This is a genomic window from Streptomyces sp. DSM 42067, from assembly GCF_055792885.1.
Genome location: NZ_CM147706.1, coordinates 3,570,091 through 3,589,073, shown reverse-complemented (window position 1 = coordinate 3,589,073; position 18,983 = coordinate 3,570,091). Strand labels below are relative to the sequence as shown.

15 protein-coding genes and 1 tRNA gene are annotated in these 18,983 nt (G+C 72.9%); 6 read left to right on the top strand and 10 right to left on the bottom strand.

All coding sequences use genetic code 11. From position 1 onward, the window contains the following. The first annotated feature begins 28 nt into the window (after positions 1-28). Complete coding sequence (locus ACSMXV_RS16575; RefSeq protein ID WP_473178370.1) at positions 29-766, top strand: maleate cis-trans isomerase family protein; 738 nt, start codon at positions 29-31, stop codon at positions 764-766. A gap of 82 nt (positions 767-848) precedes the next feature. Beyond that, entirely contained in the window at positions 849-1,958 is a 1,110-nt protein-coding gene (locus tag ACSMXV_RS16570) for an LLM class flavin-dependent oxidoreductase (RefSeq protein ID WP_473178369.1), read from the top strand. A gap of 15 nt (positions 1,959-1,973) precedes the next feature. Here ACSMXV_RS16570 and ACSMXV_RS16565 read toward each other — a convergent pair whose 3' ends face one another. Next, positions 1,974-3,791 (bottom strand): putative bifunctional diguanylate cyclase/phosphodiesterase, encoded by a 1,818-nt coding sequence (locus ACSMXV_RS16565; protein WP_473178368.1) that lies wholly within the window; start codon positions 3,789-3,791, stop codon positions 1,974-1,976. 378 nt (positions 3,792-4,169) lie between these two features. Here ACSMXV_RS16565 and ACSMXV_RS16560 point away from each other — a divergent pair, with 378 nt between their 5' ends. Next, complete coding sequence (locus tag ACSMXV_RS16560; protein ID WP_473178367.1) at positions 4,170-5,507, top strand: M6 family metalloprotease domain-containing protein; 1,338 nt, start codon at positions 4,170-4,172, stop codon at positions 5,505-5,507. Between the two features lie 220 nt (positions 5,508-5,727). Here ACSMXV_RS16560 and ACSMXV_RS16555 read toward each other — a convergent pair. The 7 genes from ACSMXV_RS16555 to ACSMXV_RS16525 all read right to left on the bottom strand — a co-directional run bounded on the left by ACSMXV_RS16555 (position 5,728) and on the right by ACSMXV_RS16525 (position 12,870). Next, positions 5,728-5,801 (bottom strand) — tRNA-Lys (locus ACSMXV_RS16555). Beyond that, positions 5,792-6,481, bottom strand: coding sequence for a bifunctional DNA primase/polymerase (locus tag ACSMXV_RS16550; protein WP_473178366.1), 690 nt, complete (start codon positions 6,479-6,481; stop codon positions 5,792-5,794). Before ACSMXV_RS16550 ends, ACSMXV_RS16555 begins: the two co-directional genes overlap by 10 nt. Positions 6,482-6,679: 198 nt before the next feature. Further along, positions 6,680-7,030 (bottom strand): hypothetical protein, encoded by a 351-nt coding sequence (locus ACSMXV_RS16545; RefSeq protein ID WP_473178365.1) that lies wholly within the window; start codon positions 7,028-7,030, stop codon positions 6,680-6,682. 121 nt (positions 7,031-7,151) lie between these two features. Beyond that, entirely contained in the window at positions 7,152-8,498 is a 1,347-nt protein-coding gene (locus ACSMXV_RS16540) for an AAA domain-containing protein (protein WP_473178967.1), read from the bottom strand. Positions 8,499-8,683: 185 nt separating this feature from the next. After that, positions 8,684-10,330 (bottom strand): hypothetical protein, encoded by a 1,647-nt coding sequence (locus ACSMXV_RS16535; RefSeq protein ID WP_473178364.1) that lies wholly within the window; start codon positions 10,328-10,330, stop codon positions 8,684-8,686. A 472-nt stretch (positions 10,331-10,802) separates the two neighbouring features. After that, positions 10,803-11,927 (bottom strand): hypothetical protein, encoded by a 1,125-nt coding sequence (locus tag ACSMXV_RS16530; protein WP_473178363.1) that lies wholly within the window; start codon positions 11,925-11,927, stop codon positions 10,803-10,805. Then, on the bottom strand, positions 11,878-12,870 hold the full coding sequence (locus ACSMXV_RS16525) for a phosphatase PAP2 family protein (RefSeq protein ID WP_473178362.1): 993 nt from the start codon (positions 12,868-12,870) through the stop codon (positions 11,878-11,880). Before ACSMXV_RS16525 ends, ACSMXV_RS16530 begins: the two co-directional genes overlap by 50 nt. A gap of 330 nt (positions 12,871-13,200) precedes the next feature. On the opposite strand from ACSMXV_RS16525, the gene ACSMXV_RS16520 reads away from it, so the two are divergent. Beyond that, positions 13,201-13,803: a histidine phosphatase family protein gene (locus ACSMXV_RS16520; RefSeq protein WP_473178361.1), complete on the top strand. Its 603-nt coding sequence runs from the start codon at positions 13,201-13,203 to the stop codon at positions 13,801-13,803. Positions 13,804-13,898: 95 nt separating this feature from the next. On the opposite strand, the gene ACSMXV_RS16515 is transcribed toward ACSMXV_RS16520, so the two are convergent. Then, positions 13,899-15,359: a hypothetical protein gene (locus ACSMXV_RS16515; protein ID WP_473178360.1), complete on the bottom strand. Its 1,461-nt coding sequence runs from the start codon at positions 15,357-15,359 to the stop codon at positions 13,899-13,901. Between the two features lie 317 nt (positions 15,360-15,676). Between ACSMXV_RS16515 and ACSMXV_RS16510 the strand changes: the two genes are divergently transcribed. Beyond that, a complete protein-coding gene (locus tag ACSMXV_RS16510) occupies positions 15,677-16,243 on the top strand; it encodes a hypothetical protein (RefSeq protein WP_473178359.1) in 567 nt (188 codons plus the stop codon). 210 nt (positions 16,244-16,453) lie between these two features. Next, positions 16,454-17,329: a spermidine synthase gene (locus ACSMXV_RS16505; protein WP_473178358.1), complete on the top strand. Its 876-nt coding sequence runs from the start codon at positions 16,454-16,456 to the stop codon at positions 17,327-17,329. Positions 17,330-17,493: 164 nt separating this feature from the next. Here the strand turns inward: ACSMXV_RS16505 and ACSMXV_RS16500 are convergent, their stop codons facing one another. Beyond that, positions 17,494-18,918 (bottom strand): GH1 family beta-glucosidase, encoded by a 1,425-nt coding sequence (locus tag ACSMXV_RS16500; RefSeq protein ID WP_473178357.1) that lies wholly within the window; start codon positions 18,916-18,918, stop codon positions 17,494-17,496. Positions 18,919-18,983: the final 65 nt, after the last annotated feature.

Sequence of the window (18,983 nt, the reverse complement as noted above, 5' to 3'; positions counted from 1 at the left end):
GGGGGCTTCCCAGCGAAGGAGGCTGGACGTGACCGCACTCGGATTCCTGTACCCGGGCCACTCCGCCGAGGACGACTACCCGCGCATCGAGCAGCTGCTGGGCAGCGACATCCGGCTCGCGGTGATCCACACGGACATCGGCGAGGACGCTCACCGCGTCGACGCCCTGCTGGAGATGGGGTCGCCGGAGCGGCTCGCGGCCGGGGTGGAGGAGCTGCGACTGTCCGGCGCCGAGGCGGTGGTGTGGGCGTGCACCAGCGGCAGCTTCGTCCGCGGCTGGGAGGGCGCCCAGGAACAGGTGCGGTCGCTGGCGATGGCGGCGGGCCTTCCCGCGTCCAGCACGTCGTTCGCGTTCGCCCATGCCGTACCGGAGGTGGGTGCGGGACGCGTCGCGGTCGCGGCGACGTACCCGGACGATGTGGCCGCACACTTCGCCGCGTTCCTGAAGGACGCCGGCACCGAGGTCGTCTCGGTGCGCGGCAGCGGCATCATCACGGCGGCCGAGGTCGGCACGTGGGGCCGCGACGAGGTCCGGGAGCTGGCCCGGACCGGCGACCATCCGGACGCGGAGGCCGTCCTGCTCCCCGACACGGCCCTGCACACGGCAGCTCACATCCGCGACCTGGAAGAGGAACTCGGCAAGCCGGTCCTCACCGCCAACCAGGTCACGGTCTGGGAGGCCCTGCGCCTGGTCTCCCGCCGCGTGAACGCTCCGGCGCTCGGCGCACTGTTCACGAAGGAACCGATCGTGCAGGTGAGGGGGTAGCGCCGGGGCCAGGGAATAACCGGAGCTCCCCTCCTGTTAGTACGACCCGCCCCACGCGACGTACGGACAGGAAGGACCCACCGTGGCAGCGGACGACCCCAACGAGGCCCGAGACGATATCCGCGGAAAGGCCCAGGGCACGGCCCCGGTGCCGCTGTCCGTGCTGGACCTGGTCACCGTCGGCGCGGGCCGCACCGCCACCGACGCCCTCCGCACCAGCGTCGACCTGTCCCGCCTCGCGGAGACCCGCGGATTCCACCGCTACTGGGTGGCCGAGCACCACTCGATGCCCGGCGTCGCCTCGTCCTCGCCCGCCGTGATCCTCGCCCACCTGGCGGCCCACACGGACCGTGTCCGCCTGGGCTCGGGCGGCGTCATGCTCCCGAACCACGCGCCCCTCGTCATCGCCGAGCAGTTCGGCACCCTGGAGGCGATGGCCCCGGGCCGTATCGACCTGGGCCTGGGCCGCGCGCCCGGTACGGACGGCGCGACGGCCGCAGCCCTGCGCCGCTCGGACCGGCTCCCCGAGGGTGCCGACGACTTCCCCCAGCAACTCGCCGAGCTGACCCGTTTCCTGGACGACGACTTCCCGGACGGCCACCGGTACGCCCGCATCCACGCCGTTCCGGGCCCGGTACAGGCCACGTCGCCCGGCGGCGTGCAGTCCCCGCACCGGCCCCCGATCTGGCTGCTCGGCTCCTCGGGCTTCAGCGCGCGGCTGGCCGGCGTCCTCGGCCTGCCTTTCGCCTTCGCGCACCACTTCTCGGCTCAGAACACGCTGCCGGCGCTCGACCTGTACCGCGAGTCGTTCCAGCCCTCCGAGGTCCTGGACGCCCCGTACGCCCTGATCGGCGTCTCGGCGCTGGCCACGGACGACGAGAAGGAGGCCCGCCGCCAGGTGCTCGCCGCGGCCCTGAACATGGTCCGGCTGCGTACCGGCCGCCCCGGCCTGGTCCCGACCCCGGAGGAGGCGGAGGCGTACGCCTTCAGCTCCCTCGAACGCGACTTCATCGACAGCTGGAACGCGAACGTCGTCCACGGCACCGCCGATCAGGTCCGCACCGGCCTGGACGACCTCCAGAAGCGCACCGGCGCCGACGAACTGATGATCACGGCGAACGCGCACGGCGGGGATGTGCGGGTGCGTTCGTACGAGCTGATCGCGGACGCGTACGGGATGCCGCGCGCCTGAGGCGCGCGGGGGCTATTACGCGCCGGCGCCGGCCAGCAGCTCCGAGATGCGATCCGGCGCCACCGGCCGCGAGTACAGCCACCCCTGCCCCGTATCGCACCCGATACGCCGCAGCCGAGTCGCCTGACCGGAGGTCTCCACGCACTCCGCGGTGACCGTCAGCCCCAGCCGATGGGCCAGCTGCACCAGGGCCTCGACGATGACCTCGTCGGCGGGGTTGGGATGCGTGCCGTCGTCGTACCGGAATCCCCGTACGAAGGACCCGTCCAGCTTGAGCACGGACACGGGCAGTCGGCTGAGATACGCGAGGTTCGAGTACCCGGTGCCGAAGTCGTCGATGGCGATCCGCACGCCCATGTCGCTCAGGGCCTGGAGGGCCTGCAGCGGCCGTCCCGCGGAGCCCATCACGGCGGACTCGGTGAGCTCCAGCTGCAGCAGACGCGGAGCCAGGCCCGTCTCCGCGAGGATGTCCCCGACATCGGCGACCAGGTCGGAGTCCCAGACCTGGCGCACCGCCACGTTGACGCTCACGAAGACCGGCGGCACACCCGGGTGCTCCAGCTGCCACCGCCGGGCCTGGCGGCAGGCGGTGCGCAGCACCCAGCGGCCGAGCTGGACGATCGAGCCGTCCTCCTCCGCCAGTCCGATGAACCGATTCGGCGTCAACGTTCCGAACTGCGGGTGATGCCAGCGCACCAGCGCCTCGACCCCGTGCAGCTCCCCGTCCTCCATGCCCACCAACGGCTGGTACTCCAGGGCGAATTCACCCCGGTCGACGGCGGGACGCAGCGTGGAGGACAGCGCCTGGCGGGTCATCCGGTGGGCGTTGCGCTCGGGGTCGAAGAGCGTCCAGCGCGCCTTGCCGTCCGCCTTGGCCCAGTACAGCGTGGTGTCCGCGGCCTGCATCAGCCCCGTTGCGGTGGTCTCCGACGTTCGCCGCTCGACTACGCCGATGGACGCCGACACGGACAGCCGCTGCCCCGACAGGTCGAACGGTTCCTGCACGGCCTTCAGCACCGACTCGGCCAGGTCGGCGAGTTGTTCCGTGCCGGTCGAGTCCTCCACCAGCAGCGCGAACTCGTCGCCGCCGAGCCTGGCGACGAGGGGTGTGGCGGCCCGCGCGTAACCGGCCTCGTCGGCGCAGCGCGTGAGGCGTTCCGCGACGGCCGCCAGCAGCCGGTCGCCGACCCGGTGGCCGAGCGTGTCGTTGACCGCCTTGAACCCGTCGAGGTCGAGATAGCACAGCCCGATCCGCCCGGCGCCGCCCTCCTCGTACGGCCCCGGGTCCAGAGCACCCGAAAGGCGCTCGAAGAAGAGGGTCCGGTTGGGCAGCCGGGTCACCGGGTCGTGCATCTGCAGATGGCGCAGCCGCGCCTGGAGTTCGCGGCGGACGCTGATGTCCCGGACCGAGAGCAGCACCGCACCCCCGCCGTCGGCGTCCGGCAGCGGGGCGACGGTGATCTGGACCCATACCGAGTGCCCGTCGGGATGTTTGAGGCGGCGGGTGCAGCGCAACCTGGCCTGCCGGCCGCGCAGGACATCGCGATACGCGTGCCAGGTGCGGGTGTCGGACGCCAGGTCCACCAGTTCCTCGGCCGCCTGCCCGGCCAGTGCCCCGGGGTCCCCGCCGAACAGGGCGGCGAGCGCTTCGTTGGCGGAGCGGACGAATCCCTTGCGGTCGACGACGGCCATGGCGAGCGGAGCGGCGGCGAAGGCGGCCTGCGCAGATGAGGGGCGAGAGGAGTGCGGGCGGTCGGCCTCTGCGTCACGCTCCGTGACGGCCGGGCGCCCGAGATCCTCCGCGGGCGCCGGCCCTTCGGACGTTCCGCTCACCGCTCGCTCCCGCAGTGCAGTCGTTCTCGGTCAGGGCCGCGGGGCGTCCCCAAGCCGTTCCGGCTGTGGGGTGAAGGCGGTCGCTGATGGGGGAGGACCGCCCAAGCCCCGGTCCGCGCAGGAAATCGTGCCGATCATAGAGGCTGGCCTCCGGCCCGTTCCAGCCGCGATGCGGCGATACGCCGCACCCCCGCACGACGCCAGACCGCTTCTGCCCAGGTCCGGCCAGGGTTTCTTCGGCGGACGACCGCTTGTGACATTGCGTGAAAATCCGGGGTGTCGGAGCGCTCACCCGAGTGGTGCAGATAAACAGGGCGAACATCAACAAACACACACAGTCTGGGTGGGGTCTCCCGAATTCCCCACCCGGAGGTCGACTTGCCGCGTCAGCTCCCCCTCAGGGGGCTACTGCGCCTCCCGGGGGCTGCGACATCAGCGGCTGCCGTCGCGGGCCCCCGGGTCCTCCGGCGCGGGGGCGATCGGACCCGACTGCGCAGCACCACGGCCGCCCTCACCTCGCTGACCGCCCTTGCCGCCACCTCGCTGGTGGCCGGCCCTGTGTCCGCCGAACCCCTGGGCGGGCTGTGCGCCCTGGAGCGCACGGCGGCACACCACTCGGAGGGCGTGGACACCTGGAACTCGGCCTATCCGCGGCCGACCGGCACCCTCGACGCGGTGATGGTCTTCCTCTCCTTTCCGGACTCCAGACCCCGCGTCACCCCTGCGGCACTGGCGGCCGACTACTTCCCCGCCACCAGCCGCTTCTTCACGCACGCCTCGTACGGCAAGTTCACGCTGCGCCCGCACCCGCAGCCCGCGTGGATCGAGATGCCGCACGCCTCCACCTCGTACGCCATAAAGCGCGACTGGAACGCGTCGCGGCGCAGCGCCTATCTCCGGGACGCGATCAACGCCGCCAATCCGCGGGTCGACTTCCGCAAGTACGACATCGTGTACCTCGTCGCGGACCCGGATGCGCCGGGTGTCGACTCGGACGCCACCAAGGTGGTCAACTTCGAGCGCCCGATCGAGGCCGACGGCGCGGACATCAGGCGTGTGGTGACGGTCTTCGAGCGGCATCCGCCGGACCGCAACGTGCTCGCTCATGAGACGGGACACGTCTTCGACCTGCCGGATCTCTACCACCGTCCGTCCGACGGCAAGGGCGACTGGGACACCTACGTCGGCGACTGGGACGTCATGGGCAGCCAGTTCGGGCTCGCCCCGGACCTCTTCGGCTGGCACAAGTGGAAGCTCGGCTGGCTTCAGCCGAGGCAGGTCGCGTGCGTGCAGGGGCTCGGCACCACACGGCTGACGCTGGAGCCGCTCGCGGAAGGTCCCGAACCCGGCGGAGCGCTGGCCGGTCAGCCGTTCGGCTCCGGAGGCGGCACCAAACTGGCGGTGGTCCGCACCGGCCGTACCAGCGCGCTTGCCTTCGAGGCCCGCGGCCCGGCCGGGAACGACGAGGTGAGCTGCACCGAGGGCATCCTCGCGTACCGCGTCCGCAGCGGGACGGCGTCCGGTGGCGGCCCGATCGAGGTCGTGGACGCCCATCCGCACTCGGAGTCGTGCTGGGGCGACTCGGTGTATCCGCAGTTGGCGGATGCGCCGGTGCGCCTGGGGGAGACGTTCACGGTGCCGGGCGCGACGGTGCGGGTGGAGGCGGAGGACCGGACACCGTCGGGAGCATGGACAGTGAAGATCACGACGGGGTGAGGGTGGTCGGACTTGGGGCCGCTTCGACTCCGGCCGAGGGTGCCCGACCCAGGCCAAGGGGGTGCCCGACCCGGCCCAAGGGGGGTGCCCGAGGGAGGGGGGTGCCCGAGGCAGGGGGGTGTGGGTGGCGGAGCCCCCACAACGCGCGGCGAAGCCGCGCAGAAACAACGATGGCGAGGAGGTTCGCGCTTTCTGCGAACACGCCTCGCCATCGCCATCGTGCGCCGCCAGGGACTCGAACCCCGGACCCGCTGATTAAGAGTCAGCTGCTCTAACCAACTGAGCTAGCGGCGCCTGCTGACGTCGTAGACCTTAGCACCCTGGTCGGCGGGAGGAAAAATCGATATCCGCGGGGCCGTCGCAGGGTCCCGGCCGTCGCCCGCCACCGCCCTCGCCTGGGCTCCTCCGGGCCGCTCCGCGGTGTCGCGGGCCGCGCGCACACCGGCCCAGAGAAGGACCTCCGGCCCGGGGAGCCAGGGGTTCCGGGTGTCGGGCGCGACGAGCCAGCGGCAGTCGAGCCGGGCCGAGGCGGACGGCCCGCGCACCAGCGGCGGCACGGTGACGGCGTCACCGCGGCCGTGGCACAGCAGCGGCGGGACGCCGCGGCACCGGCCGGCCCATTCCTCCCAGGCCAGCAGCGAGGGCAGCCGCTGGGCGGTCCCCGGCGCGGCGAACAGCAGCATGCGTCCGCGGTACGCGGCGATGGGCCCCGATCCCGGGCCCTCGTCCCACAACCGGTCCAGCATGCGGCGGCCGAAGATCGCGGGGACGTTGACGACGTCGAACGCGTCACCGCAGGGCAGCACGATCGGAGCCTCGGGGCGCTTGTGCCATAACGCGAGTGTGCTGTGCGGATCGCTGCCTGCTGAGGCGAGCCAGGACGCCCCCTCGGATGTGATGTCCGAGACGTCGAACTGCTCGTGGGCGGACAAGGCGTGGACGGACAAGGCCACAGGAAGCTGGTTGCTGCTCATGGCATGTGTGTGTACCGGCAGTGAGCGTGACGCTTCTGTGAGTTGCGGGAAACCGGTCCGCCGGCGGAACGGAGCGAGTACCCTGCCCTCGGGCATATGCCGGAAGATCGTGCTCCGGCCTTTTGCCTCTCGAGCAATCGCGGGTCCTCGGGCGGCTGGCGGCTGGCGGCTCAGGCCTCTCGGGCGCTCGCGAGCGGCTCAGGCCTCGCCGTCGGTCCCGCGCAGCAGATCGCGCCCGTACTCGACCATCTTCTTCGCGTAGTCCTCCGTCCACTCGGCGCGGGCGGCGATGTCGGCGGGCGTCAGGCGGTCGAAGCGGCGCGGATCCGCGAGCTGTGCGGCGGCTATCGCCTGGTACTCGACGGCTCGGTCCGTCGCGGCCCGGAAGGCGAGGGTCAGCTCGGTGGCTCGGGACAGCAGCTCCCGCGGATCCTCGATCGACTCCAGGTCGAAGAAGTGCTCCGGGTCGGCGGCCACCTCCGCAGGCTCGAAGAGCAGCGGCGCGGGGCGCAGCCGCGGCTCGGTACGGGGCCGCTCGGGCTCCGCCATGGTTCTCCTCCTCGTACGGTTCCGTGGCCCTTGGGGGCCACGTTCCATTGTCCCGTGCCGCGCAAGTAGGCCCCCGGCCCAGGACGCCGGTCCGGCGGCGCGCCGGACTCCGTCCGGCGATTCAGGGGGTCCACGACACCCGGTGCTCGGACCAGTGGTCCCAGGTGGACATCATCGCTTCCCAGCCGTCCGGGAACTTCACCGTCACGCCCAACTGCACCGGCTCGGTCGACGGATGATCGTCGAGCAGCTCGGCGACTCCCGCCCGGCACACCACGATGCACGCATGCCGATGCCGGGAGGCCAGCACGCACAGCCGGCCCGTCTCCAGGTGGAACGCCGTCGCATCCGGCCGCCCCGACAGCGGATGTAGCACGACGGTCACGTCGAACTCCCGCCCCTGCAGCCGGTTCGCCGTGTCCACCGTGACATCCGCGACCCCCAGATCCGCGAGCGCCGAGCGCACTGCCGCGGCCTGGTCGCGGTGCGCCGTGCCGACCGCGATGCGGTCGGCCGTGAGCGGCACCGGGTCCGGCGACTGCTCGGAGACGGCCGCACCCCCGCGGTCCAGCAGCCGCCGCACGACCCGCGCCACCGCCCGTACGGCCTCGGGGTCCGTACGCGGCGTATGCCGAGCAGGAAGCTCCAGCAGCCCCCACCCCGCTTCGGCGGCCTCGTCGATGACCCGGTCAGGACCCGAACCGTCCGACGCCACCGCGAAGCTGAGCCGCCGGTCACCGTGTCCGGTGCCGCTGCGGAACCGCGTGTACGGATAGAAGGCGTCCGACACCAGCGGCGCCGCCGACGCGGGCAGCCGCCATGACACGGGCAGCCGGTGCTGCGGCAGCTGGGGGTTGTGGGCGAGCAGCGTCGTCACGGCGGACGCCGAAGGGTCGTACGACAGACCGGCCCACTGCTCGGCCCCGACGATCGCGAACGGATCCAACTGCCCCGGATCGCCCACGAACAGGGCCCGCTCGAACAGCCCGGCCACGGCGAGCAGTGCGTCGGAACGCATCTGGTACGCCTCGTCCACGATCGCGTACCGCCATGGCTCGACGCCCTTGACGTGCGCCCACTTGGCGGCGGTCGAGATGACCACGTCGAGCCCGGCGAGGTCGGCGGCCTTGGCGGACTTGCGCACGTTCGCCAGGCCGTCGAGGGCCTTGTCGTACGGATCCGCGTCGCTGCTGTGCAGCCGCCCCACAGGGAGGTCCGGGTCCTTCTCGGCGAGCCGCAGCACCAGGTCGTCGACCTGGGCGTTGGTCTGGGCGACGACCATCAACGGGCGCCCGGCGGCAGCCAGTTCACGCGCCGCCCGCACCACGAGGGTGGACTTCCCGGCACCCGGCGGAGAGTCCACGACGACCCCGCGGTGCGCACCGTGCATCGTGTCCCGCAGGATCGCGTCGGTGGCCCGGGTGGCCGCGGCGGCGGGATCGGAGGTCTCGGGTCGCGTGGCGTGCAGGCCATACGGGGCGTACGGGGCGTCGAAGCCGTCCGGGGAGGCCAGGCCGTCCGGGGCGGTGCGGCCGTCCGGGGCGGTGCGGCCGTCCCGGGTGGCCAGGTTTTCCGGGGTGGCCTGGTTTTCGCGGGTGGCGTGACCGGGGTGAGAGTCGGCCCCAGGCCCCAGGGAGGGGCGGGCGTCGGCGGTCACAGGACATCCTCCTCGGTCATCGGATCCGGAACCTCCGCGATGGCTGCACCCTCACCCGGCGGGCCGCCGTGCGTCCACGGCGTCTCCTCCGGGTCCGGCAGCGTGGGGCCGCCACGCTGATCGTGCTCGAACAGCGTGAAGCACAGCCGGTCGCCCTTCTCGGGCACCGAACCAGGCTCGGGCTCCCTGCCCCGCCCCATCTTGTCGAGTAGGCGCAGCACGAGCGTCACCCCTCCGCCGCCTTGGCCGGCGCACTCTCCGGCGCCGCTCTCTCCGTCGACGCCCTCGTCGTATCCGACGAACTCGGCGGTCTGTGGCTTGCCGTCCAGCGAGCGGTAGACCTTGGTGCGCTCGCCGAGGTGCGGGCGGTCGTCGGTGCGGACGGTGACGAGAGGCCGTGGGCTGGGCCGCTTGCTCTCGCTGTACGCCATGACGACATCCGTCACCTCGCCGGCGAAGGCCTCGCCGGCGAGCCGTCGCCCGGCCATCACCAGTGGGTCGTCGAGCGCCTCCTGCGCGTCCAGCCGGGCCTGTTCGCGCTCGCGCGAGGCGAGTTTGTTCGCGGCGGTGACGGCGTCGTCACGCCGCGGCTGAGGCGGCTCACCTGCGGCGACCCGGTCCCGGTGGCTGGTGAAGGACCAGCGGTCGCGGGTCCAGCGGTCGGCGACATGCGAGGCTTCGGGCAGGGCCCGCAGGAGGTCGATGCCGCGCCACACGGATTCCCAGGTGGGCCGTGTCCGGCTCTCGACCAGGGCACGGATCTGCTGCTCGGCGGCAGTGAGTTCGCCGAGTCGGACGTCCGCCTCGATGCCGTCCTCGGCGGCGGCCAGGGCGGTACGCGCGCGGTCGTAGCGCTCCATTGCCGGGGCCAGCAGCCGGTTGTCGAACGCCGGGTCGGTGGCTGGGCCCGCGGGCGGGCACACCAGCTGTCCCTGGGCGTCCCGCGCCAGCTCGGCCCGCAGAGCGGCCTCGGCGCCGGACTCGCCGTCGGGCGGGTCGATCCAGGCGAGCAGCGCACCGAGGTGCTGGTCCTCCAGGCTGCTCTGCCCGGTCGCCCAGTGCCGGGACAGCAGCTCGGTCATGGCGGGCAGCAACGAAGAGCCCGGTACGCGTGCGCGCTCCGCGAAGTGCGTCAGCCAGCGGCCGAGCAGCGGTACGCGGGCCGGGGCCGGGTACGGCGTCTCGGGGTCCTGCTCGGCGGTACGCCGGAAGCGCATGGAGCGCCCGAGCAGCCGTACGAACTCGACGCCGGCCCGGCTCGGCACGATCATCTGCGGTGCGTCCGTGCACAGGTCGACCTCGACCTTGACGCGCTTGCCGGTCTCCGGGTCGGTCTGGGTGCGCTCGGCGGCCTCGACCCCTTCCGCGTACTCGTCGATACAGGGCAGGACGACGTCGGCGAGCTCGGCGAGGAAGGCGAATCGCAGGTCGCGGTCGCGCGGCTGGGGCACGACGAGCAGGCGCGGCGCGTCGCGCTCGGTGCCGACGAGCGCACCCAGCGGGGCACCCGCCTCGCCGGCGGTGGTGAGCGGCACGAAGACGAGCGGACGCTCGGACAGATGCCGATGCCGGAAGGTGGCAGCGGGCTGCGCACGTCCGGTGCTGAGGGCTTCCAGCCGGGCGAGGGTGGAGATCAGCGACACGGGGCCTCCTTGCCGCGGGGCGGCGCCGGCCGGGCGCCTCGGGCGGGCTGGGGTGCCGTCTGACGCGGGGTGCTGTCCTGCGGAATCGCCGCGTGTGATGCACCTTGCGCCGCCGGGATCGCCGTCCGCCCCTGCGGCCGGTTCAGGGACGGGGCCGCCGTCTGCCGGGCGGCTGCGGCCGTTGAGGTCGCCGTCTCCCGGGCGGTTCCGTCCGATGGGGGCCCGGTTCGCGCCTGCGGCCCGCTCAGGGGCGGGGCCGTGCGGGCATGTGCGTACTCGGTCCGGCCCGGAGCCGTCGTCAGAGCGGGGTGCTCGGGTTGTGCGCCGGCCTCCCCCAGTGCCTTGAGGGCATGGGAGGTACCCCCAGCGGGCGCACATCCCGCCACGTGCCCTCGGGTGCGTTCGGGGCTGAGGCACGGCAGCGGTCCGGGGCCGGGCGTCGGGGCGGTGCCGGGCGCACGGGCGAGTGGCGTCAGCACGGGGCGCCCCCCAGGGCCTCCGCGCGCAGGGCGGCCGCTCTGCGGAGTGCCGTCACTGTCGGATCCGCCGGGTCCCCGGTCGTGCCGTGGGCCGCCGTGAGCACGGTGTCGGCCGTGGTCAGGGCACCGAGTTCGCCGCGGACCGAGCGGCCCAGGGCCGTCACGGCGCCCTCCGCGCGGGCGCGGTCGCGGCAGTGGAAGGCCAGCTCGCAGGCGGACAGGCACTCCGGTGCGTACGCCGCGGGGACGCATTCGACCGCCGACCGCAGGTCGTCGGCGGGCCGCTCCACGTCGAAGGTCGTGCCCTCGGGCAGGGCCTCCGCGATGTCCTCGATGCGGGTGAGCCGGGCCAGCTGGCGGCGGGTCACCGACAGCTGCTTGCGGACGTCGACGGCGGACGCGGTCGGCAGGTTCGAGAAGTCCTTGGGGCAGACCAGCAGGACGCGGTGGCGCACGGGCGGCACGGGGTCCATGCGCCCGGCGACCTGCTCCAGCGCCAGCACGTACACGCCGGACTGCCGGGCGGCCGCCCCGACCTTCGCCGCGTCCGCCGAACCGTCGATCACGGGGAACGACTTGATCTCCACGACCGTCCAGCTGCCGTCGGGGTGGACCACCACCGCGTCCGGCTCCAGGAACGCGGGGGAGCCCGCGACGTCCAGCGCGAGCATCGGGTGGTCGAGCAGGCTCCACGCTCCGGCGGCGGTCGCCTCGCGCAGCGCCAGTGACGTACGCGCCGCGCGCCCCTCCGGCCCCGCCGCCGACAGATCCGGCGTGCGGGTGCCGCCCGGCTCGGGCGGCTCGGCGGAGGAGTCCAGCCGCTCGTGCACGAGGCGCAGCAGCACGGCGCCCCCGTCGGCCTTGACGCGCGCCTCGAAGGCATTGCCCCGGATGAACGCGAACTGCGACTGCCCGAAGGAGAAAGGGGAGCCGAGGGCGCTCGCCAGCGCCGCCTTGTCCACCCCCGCGCCGTCCAGCAGCGCGCGCCGCCTGCAGCCGGGATTGGCCGCGAGCGCGGCCAGGGCGCGCGCGTCGAGCGGCTGCGGCGGCCGGGCGGGGCCGCGCAGCTCAGCGAGCCGGTGCCGGAGCGCCGTCCCCCGCGTCTGCGGGGCTGGCACTCGGCCCGGTGCTGGGCCTGCGCTGTCCGGGTCTGCGCTGTCCGGGAATTCGCTCACCCGCCGAAGTCTGGCATCCGGCACTGACAATCGAGGAACCTGCGGCCAGAGAGGCTGAGGAACCCCCGGCCCGGGAGGCGCCCGGGAGAGCCGGCCCGACCGGCTCGCGGAGCGCCCCCAGCCGGGTCCACGCGAGGTCCGCGAGCCGCATCACGGGCTGGGCGAGCAGAAGTCCGGCCCCCATCACGGCCGCTCCCGCGACCGCGTCGAGGAAGTAGTGGTTCGCGGTGCCCATCACCACGACGGTGGTGATGAGCGGATACGCCACCGCGGCCACCCTGGTGAGCCGGTTGCCGCCGTACCGCCACAGCATCACGCCGCACCACAGCGCCCACCCGACGTGCAGGCTCGGCATCGCCGCGTACTGGTTGGTCATGCCGCCCAGGCCGCGCGGCGCGCTCGCCTCGCCGGCCCACCAGCCGTAGTCGCTGTACTGGGCCATCGTGTCGACAAAGCCGTGGCCCGCAGCGAGCAGCCGTGGCGGGCAGGTCGGCAGCAGCGTGAAGCCGACGAGTCCGATGAGCGTGGAGGTCATCAGCCAGGTGCGGGCGGCGCGGTAGTGGACCGCGCGGGAGCGGAAGATCCACACCAGGATCGCGGGCGTGACCAGATAGTGCAGCGACGCGTACCAGAAGTCCGCGGGTATGCCGATCCAGGGCTCGGCGGTGAACAGCCGGTTCAGCGGGTGCTCGGCGTTGAGGTGCAGGGTCTTCTCGACACGGAGGATCGCGAGGCCGTGGTCGACGGCGGTCGACACGTCACCGCGGGCGAGCAGGCGGCCCGCCGAGTACAGGGCGTACAGCACCACGATCACGGGCAGTTCGGTCCACCAGCGTGGCCGGCTCGCGCCAGGCGTCCCCTCACCTGGTGCGTCGGTCTGCGCCATCCGATGGTCTCCCTCCCCGCCTCCAGCGGCCCGCTGAGGCCCGCCCACTTTACGGTGTATGTGAACCGCGTATGCGGACGATGTCAGCCGACCACTTCCGATCTTCAAGACGCAGAGATCCGTTGCGGGGTTGCTCGCCGAACCAGTGCGCGCCTTGCGCGGAGGCAGGCGCGGAGGTCGGTGAGGTGATCCGGACCGGGCCCGTTGGATCCGGACCCGGGCGCGACGATTCGTACCTGTGCGCGATGATGGAGGGGCGGGTGGACCCTGTCCCGAAAAGTCAGCTCATCCGCCCCGCCCTGCCCTGTTCGCCTCTTGGAAAGGCCCTCCATGGCACCGCGCATCCTGCTGGCCCGGCACGGACAGACGGAATGGTCACTGGCCGGAAAGCACACCGGCAGGACGGACATCCCGCTCCTCGAAGAGGGCCGGCGCGGCGCCAAGCTTCTCGGCGAACGTCTGCACCGCGCGCCGCTCGACGGGCTCCCGGAAGCCGAGGTACGCACGAGCCCGCTGGCACGCGCGCGTGAGACCTGCGAACTGGCCGGCTTCGGTGAGCGCGCCACCACCTGGGACACGCTTCTGGAGTGGGACTACGGCGCGTACGAGGGGATGACGCCCGCCGAGATACAGGCGATCAGGCCCGGCTGGCTGATCTGGCGCGACGGGGTGCCCGAGGGCGAGACACTCGCGGAGATGACCGCCCGCGCGGACGAGGTCGTCGCATGGGCGAGGTCGGCCGACCGTGATGTGCTCGTCTTCGCGCACGGGCACATCCTGCGGTCCATCGGAGCGCGCTGGCTCGGCCTCGACCTCGCCTTCGCGGCCCGCATCCGGCTCAACCCGACGTCGCTGTCCGTGCTGGGGTGGGCATACGGGGAGCCGGCGATCGAGTCGTGGAACGACAACGGACATCTGGCCCTCGCTGGTTAGCGACCGGACTCCCGGACACGGCCGGCCCCGGGCTCCCGGACACGGCCAGGCCCCGGGCTTCCGGCCACCCGCCGGAACCCGGGACCTCTGGGACGTCACGCTGAGCGCGACAGCTCGCGATGGCGCTCCAGGAACGTCGAGACGCCCGGCGCCCTGCGATGCGGGGCCAGCACACGAGCCGTCATCGCCAGCATCGACAGGACGCGCGACGACTGGACCTCGTTCAGCAGGTCCAGTACGCGCAAACCCGCCGCCGACGCCTCGTCCGGATGGCCGGCCCGCGCGAGGTCGTCGGCCAGCTCCGCCGTGTACAGCGCGGTGTTGCGCGTGAAGTGCGGGTCCTGCAACGCGGTCGCGCGGCGTGCATGGCGGGCCGCGCGGGCCCAGTCGCCCAGGGCCGACCAGCACTGCGCCTCGAGCCCTTCCAGTTCGGCCGCACCGTAGAAGCTCATCCACTCCGGGTCGGCGTTCGAGGGGCCGCAGTCGAACAGGGCCTGGGCGCGGCTGAGCGACCGCTCGCAGCCGGAGCGGTCGCCGAGCCCCGACCAGCCTCCCGCCTCGCGCAGCGCGAGCAGCGACAGCAGCCGCGGCGACGCCAGATTGCGGGCCACGCGCTGCGCCGCCTGCGCGGCGCGCACCGCCTCGCGCGGCCGGCCCGCGTCACGGGCGAGGAACGCCGTGTTGCAGAAGGCATGCGCCTCCAGGGCCGCATCCCCGGACATCCGCGCGGTCGCCAGCGCCTCCGCGTAGTGCGAGCGTGCGTCGTCGAAGCGCCCGGAGTCGTGCGCCAACCAGCCGACCGAGATGGCGAGTTCGCCCGCGCCCGCCTGCAGCCGCTGGGCGGTCGCCTGCCGGGCGGTGCCCGCGTCGAGCAGGGCGTAGGCGGCGCGCAGCGGCGCCGCGGCACGGCGGTAGAGGCCGTCGGCCCCATGCCGGTCGTCGAGCAGCCGGATCTTGCGTACGGCCTCCTCGACCGCGTTGGCCTCGGCGTGGCCGACCCTGCGAACGGGCCGGCCGGCTGCCGTGGCGGCGGCACCGCCGTCCCTGGTGAGCCCTAAGGGCGCGAAGGAGGCGGCGGCCACCGTGGCCGTACCGCCCGTCATGAACGCGCGACGCTGCACGTCGCTCTCCTTGTGGTTCTCGGTCTCGTGGTGCGGGATTTCCTGGTGCGGGATCTCGTGGGGCAGGAGCCCTTGGTGCCGGCTCCCGCGGTGCTCGGCCGTGAGGGGCGGCTGCGCCGCTTCCGGCCGGGCCCGCCCTCGGCCGCGTACCTCGGAACGAGGGACGAAGCCCAGGTCCGTGAGCGAGCGGCCGGGGAACATGTGCAGGAACACGCGCTCGTAGGCGTAGTTGGGGCAGCGGATCTCGCCTGCCTCGACTCGCCCGATGTACCGCGCGTCACAGCTGACGCGCTCGCCGATCTCGCGAGCGGCCCGCCGGACCGCGGCCGCGAACTCGCCGGGCGAGCGCTGTCCGCGCAGCTCCCGGAAGGCGAGATTCGGTTGGAGATCCCGTCGGCGGGACGGTGACGACGAGGTCGTCGGTGACGACTCCATGTCCGGGCCCTCTCATGCGCATCGAGCCGGACTCCGGGGGGAGTTGTACTCCCGGGCCGTACGTCTGCTGCCCCTGTTCCGGCGGGGCAAGAAGGTACCCCTTGTGACGGCACCGCCACGCAGGGTTTGACCACAAACCGGATAACTCGTACGGGATCTGCCATGAACTGCCATCCTTTGCGGCGGTGTCATGCCGTAGCCGTTGACGCGGGACGGACGTTGGACGATGCGGAGAGGGAGCTACGCGGTCCCGGAAGGGCCGCGTGGTGCCGAACCGAGCGACTCGAGCGTGGAGGGGTTCCGTGTTGGAGGCGGGAATGGAGAACAACGCACACGCACTGTGTCCGTCGCTGTCGACCGCGCAGCACCGGCCGACTCCGGAGGGCAGCGCACCGGCGCGCGGAATGGAGCCCGGGAGCTTCTCCCAGGACCTGCCAGGGGACCTCTGCCGAGACCTGCCCGGGGGCCCCTCCCAGGACCTGAAGGCATGGGACGAGGACACCTGCGACCTGGTCACCGTGCCGGCCCGCCAGGGCCTCGAGGCGGTCGACATCCTCCGGCGCGGTCCCTTGGAGGCCGTCGGTCCCGTTCTGCACGACGGGGGCTGCGACGTACTCGGTTTCCTTGTGCCGCCCGGCACCGCCGACGCCTGGGACGTCCCCGGCAGCGCCTGCACCCAGACCTTCGGCCGCGGCATCGGCACCGCGCCCGTACCGCCCATCGAGGGCACGCGCTGGCTGCTTCCGCCCGCCGCGGCTCAGCCGGCCGACTCGGTGCATCCGGCCGACGCGGAGGTCACCGCGCAGGTCACCGACCCGGACGTGCTCCGTGAGGCGCTGGATGAGGCGGCGCGCATGATCGCTGCCGCGGACAACTGCCGCTGAACGCTCGCGCTGGCTGGGGCGTGTTTTCTTCGCCGCTCCACGGCGGTTTTTCGTGTCGCACCGCGGCACCGGGCTCCCTGCCGCTCCGCGGCTGTTTTCTTCGCCGCTCCGCGGTGGTTTCCCACCCGCCCGCCCCTGGTGCCGCTCCGCGGCACCAGGCGCGTGCCCCCACGCGAGGCCACCTCTCCCCAGGCACCCGATAATGAGCAGGTGGCGCGGCCGAAAGAGAAAAAGGCGAGGGGCCGGCGGGACGCTGTGGCGGCCGTCGTGGCGGAGGTCGACGGCGGGCTCGCCGAGCTGATACCCGACCGGGACCGTGTGCGCGCCTGGACGCTGCTCGTCGACGGCGCCCCGCAGTCGCACGTCGATCTCGACGATCCCGCGTATCTCTCCTTCGAGTACCAGCGCAGGCTCGGCCACGTCATCGATCTCGTCGCGCCGCCGGGAAAGCCGGTGCAGGCCGTGCATCTCGGCGGAGGCGCCTTCACCCTCGCCCGGTACGTCGCCGCCACCCGCCCCCGCTCCACCCAGCAGATCGCCGAGCGTGACGCGGCCCTCGTACAACTCGTCCGTCGCGAGCTCCCGTTGGATCCCGGCGCCCGCATACGGGTGCGCTCCGCCGACGCCCGCGCCGCGCTCGCCAAGATCCCCGACGGCTGGGCCGACGTGGTGATCGCGGATGTGTTCAGCGGCGCCCGCACCCCCGCGCATCTCACCAGCACCGAGTTCCTGCACGACGTACGCAGGGTCCTCGGACCGGGCGGCTGGTACGCCGCCAACCTCGCCGACGGGCCGCCGCTCGCCCATCTGCGCGGCCAGATCGCGACGGCCGCGGCCGTCTTCCCCGAGCTCGCCCTCGTCGCCGACCCGACCGTGCTCCGCGGCAAGCGCTTCGGAAACGCCGTCCTCGTCGCCTCCGGCCTGCCCCTGCCGATCGCCGAACTGACCCGGCGCGCCGCGAGTGATCCACACCCTGGTCGGGTCGAGCGCGGGCGGGCACTCGCCGATTTCACCGGGGGAGCGGCGGTGGTGACGGACGCGAGCGCCGTCGCATCACCTGCGCCGCCGCCGTCCGTCTTCCGCTGAGGATCTTCGCCTGTCCTCAGCCGTGCCTTGTGTTCCTCAGCAGTGCCCTTTTGTTCCTCAGGCGGGCCCTTTGTTCCTCAGGCGTGCCCTTTGTTCCTCGGCCGTTTCCCCGGTCGCGCGGCGCCCCCGGAGGGACGCCGCACCGCGCTGCCGGGCCCCGGCTACTACTCGCCGCCCGTCTCCGCCGACGGCAGCGCCCCCGTCCTCGCCACCTCCCCGTACCACCGGGCGCTCGACTTCGGCGTACGGGCCAGCGTCGCGTAGTCCACGTACACCGCGCCGAACCGCTTCTCGTAGCCGTACGCCCACTCGAAGTTGTCCATCAGGGACCAGAGGTAGTAGCCGCGGACGTCGGCGCCGTCGGTGATCGCCTGCCGTACGGCCGAGAGGTGGCCCTGCAGATAGGCGATGCGCTCCGGGTCGTGGACGCGGCCGTCGGGGTCCGGCTTGTCGTCGTAGGCCGCGCCGTTCTCGGTGATGTACAGCGCCAGGCCCGGTGCCTCGTGGGAGTAGCGCATGATCAGCTCGTGCAGGCCGGTGGGGTCGATGGTCCAGCCCATCTCCGTGCGGTCGCCGGGGGTCTGGTGGAACGCCACGTCGTCGGCGGCCGGCCAGGGGGAGGCGTCGCTGGTGCCGTGGCCGTCCGCGCGCGGCCCCGCGGGGGCGTTCTCGGCGGCCGAGACCAGGGTGGGCGTGTAGTAGTTGAGGCCCAGCGCGTCCAGCGGCTGGTGGATGGCGGCGAGGTCGCCCTGCTGGACGAACGACCAGTCGGTGACCCGGGCCGTGTCGGCGAACAGCGTCTCGGGGTAGGCGCCGTGCAGCATCGGGCCGTGGAAGATCCCGTTGGCGAGGTTGTCGATGCGCCGCTTGGCGTCCAGGTCCTCGGGCGCGTCCGAGACCGCCCTGAGCACCGAGGAGTTGAGGCTCACCGCGACGCTGTTGCGGGCGGGCATCACGCCGCGCAGGGCCGTGGTGCCCAGGCCGTGGGCGAGGTTGAGGTGGTGGGCGGCGCGCAGGGCGGCCGCGGGGTCCGTGCGGCCGGGGGCGTGCACCCCGGAGCCGTAGCCCAGGAAGGCACTGCACCACGGCTCGTTGAGGGTGATCCACTGTTCGACGCGGTCGCCGAGGGCTTCGCCCACGATCGCCGCGTATTCGGCGAAACGGTACGCCGTCTCGCGCTCCGGCCAGCCGCCCGCGTCCTCGAGCTCCTGCGGGAGGTCCCAGTGGTAGAGGGTGACGGCCGGCTTGATGCCGTGTGCGAGCAGCTCGTCGACGAGGCGCCGGTAGAAGTCCAGGCCGCGCTGGACGGCGGGGCCGCGGCCGGTCGGCTGGACACGCGGCCACGACACCGAGAAGCGGTACGCGGTGAGGCCGAGGTCCGCCATGAGGGCGACGTCGTCGCGGTAGCGGTGGTAGTGGTCGACGGCGATATCGCCGGTGTCGCCGCCGTTCACCCTGCCGGGTGTGCGGCAGAAGGTGTCCCAGATCGAGGGGGTGCGGCCGTCTTCCCGCACCGCTCCTTCGATCTGGTACGCCGAGGTGGCGGCTCCCCAGAGGAAGGCGGGCGGGAAGGTCAGGGGTTCAGACATGGAAGCGCTCCCATGGGAAGGTCGTGGAAGACCGGACGGAAGGGATGGAGGAGGGGACCGAAGGG